The 1,924-nt window shown below is 72.2% G+C and carries 1 protein-coding gene; it reads right to left on the reverse strand.

The features are described 5' to 3' along the window. Positions 1–6 precede the first annotated feature (6 nt). Positions 7–1,692 (reverse strand): methylmalonyl-CoA mutase, encoded by a 1,686-nt coding sequence (locus ACFV0G_RS19485; RefSeq protein WP_380548928.1) that lies wholly within the window; start codon positions 1,690–1,692, stop codon positions 7–9. Positions 1,693–1,924 lie beyond the last annotated feature (232 nt).

The following is a 1,924-nucleotide window of genomic DNA, read 5'->3' on the forward strand; positions in this document are numbered from 1 at the left end:
CCCGGGTCAGAACCGGGCGGTCTCCTGGTACACGCCCCACTCGGCGCGCAGCGCGTTGCAGATCTCGCCGAGGGTCGCCTCGGCCCGCACCGCCTGCAGCATCGGCGGGATCATGTTCTCGCCCGAGCGGGCGGCGGCCAGCATGGCGTCCAGGCCGGCCTTGACCGCGGTCTCGTCGCGCCCGGCGCGGCGGTCGCCGAGGACGCGGACCTGCTCGCGCTCGACCTCGTGGCTGACCCGGAGGATCTCCAGCTCCTTGGTGACGGTGCCGGGGTGGCAGTTGACGCCCACGACCCGCTTGTCGCCCTTCTCCAGCGAGGCCTGGTACTGGAAGGCCGCCTCGGCGATCTCGCCGGTGAAGAAGCCGTCCTCGATGCCGCGCAGGATGCCCGAGGTCATCGGGCCGATCGGGTGGTCGGCGCTGCCCTTGTCGAGGATCCGCTGGAAGATCTCCTCCGCCTGCGCCTCGATCCGGTCGGTCAGCGCCTCCACGTACCAGGAGCCGCCGAGCGGGTCCGCGACGTTGGCGACGCCGGTCTCCTCCATCAGCACCTGCTGGGTGCGCAGGGCGATCTCGGCGGCCTGCTCGGAGGGCAGCGCCAGGGTCTCGTCCAGGGCGTTGGTGTGCAGCGAGTTGGTGCCGCCGAGGACGGCCGAGAGCGCCTCGACCGCGGTGCGCACCACGTTGTTGTACGGCTGCTGCGCGGTGAGCGAGACACCCGCGGTCTGGGTGTGGAAGCGCAGCCACTGGGCCTTGTCGGTCTTCGCGCCGTAGCGCTCGCGCATCCAGCGGGCCCAGATCCGGCGAGCGGCGCGGAACTTCGCGATCTCCTCGAAGAAGTCGAGGTGGGCGTCGAAGAAGAAGGACAGGCCGGGCGCGAAGACGTCCACGTCCAGGCCGCGGGACAGGCCCAGCTCGACGTAGCCGAAGCCGTCGGCGAGGGTGTAGGCGAGCTCCTGCGCGGCCGTCGCACCGGCCTCGCGGATGTGGTAGCCGGAGACCGAGAGCGGCTTGTAGGCGGGGATGTTCTCCGCGCAGTAGGCCATCAGGTCGCCGATCAGGCGCAGGTGCGGCTCCGGGGCGAAGAGCCACTCCTTCTGCGCGATGTACTCCTTGAAGATGTCGGTCTGCAGGGTGCCGTTGAGCACCCCCGGGTCGACGCCCTGGCGCTCGGCGGCCACCAGGTACATGCAGAAGATCGGCACGGCCGGGCCGCTGATGGTCATCGAGGTGGTGACGTCGCCGAGCGGGATGGAGTCGAAGAGGACGTCCATGTCGGCGGCCGAGTCGATGGCGACGCCGCAGTGGCCGACCTCGCCGAGCGAGCGGCCGTCGTCGGAGTCGTAGCCCATCAGGGTCGGCATGTCGAAGGCGACCGAGAGGCCGCCGCCGCCGGCCGCGAGGATCATGCGGTAGCGCTCGTTGGTCTGCTCGGCGTTGCCGAAGCCGGCGAACTGCCGGATCGTCCAGGTGCGGCCGCGGTAGCCGGTGGCGTGCAGGCCGCGGGTGTACGGGTACTCGCCCGGCCAGCCGATCCGCTCGAAGCCCGGGTAGGACGTGCCGGCCGGCGGCCCGTACACCGGGGCCACCTCGTCGCCGGAGAGCGTGGTGAAGTCGGCGTCCCGGGTGCGGGCCCGGTCGTAGCGCTGCTGCCAGCGCGCGCGGCCGGCCTCGATCTCGTGGGCGTCCATCGGCTACCAGCTCCACTCCGTGCGGGCCGCCTCGGTGGGGCGGACGGCTCTTACTAGGACGTCCTACCAATTTACTCGGACGTCCTAGTATCTGTCGACGGGGACCCGCCCGGACACGGAGAAGGGCCCCCCCCCCCCCCGGCGGGGGGGCGGCGGGCTCGCGCGGGTCGTGGGGGGGGCGCGGGCTCGCGCGGGGGGGGGGGGGGGCGCGCGGGGTGTGACCCTCTCTCTC

It is taken from the genome of Kitasatospora sp. NPDC059571 (assembly GCF_042735675.1).
In the GTDB taxonomy this organism is placed as follows: Bacteria; Actinomycetota; Actinomycetes; order Streptomycetales; family Streptomycetaceae; genus Kitasatospora.

Coding starts and splice junctions, on each gene's coding strand:
- ACFV0G_RS19485 (WP_380548928.1), bottom strand. CDS start 1,692: ATGGACGCCCACGAGATCGAGGCCGGCCGCGCGCGCTGGCAGCAGCGC.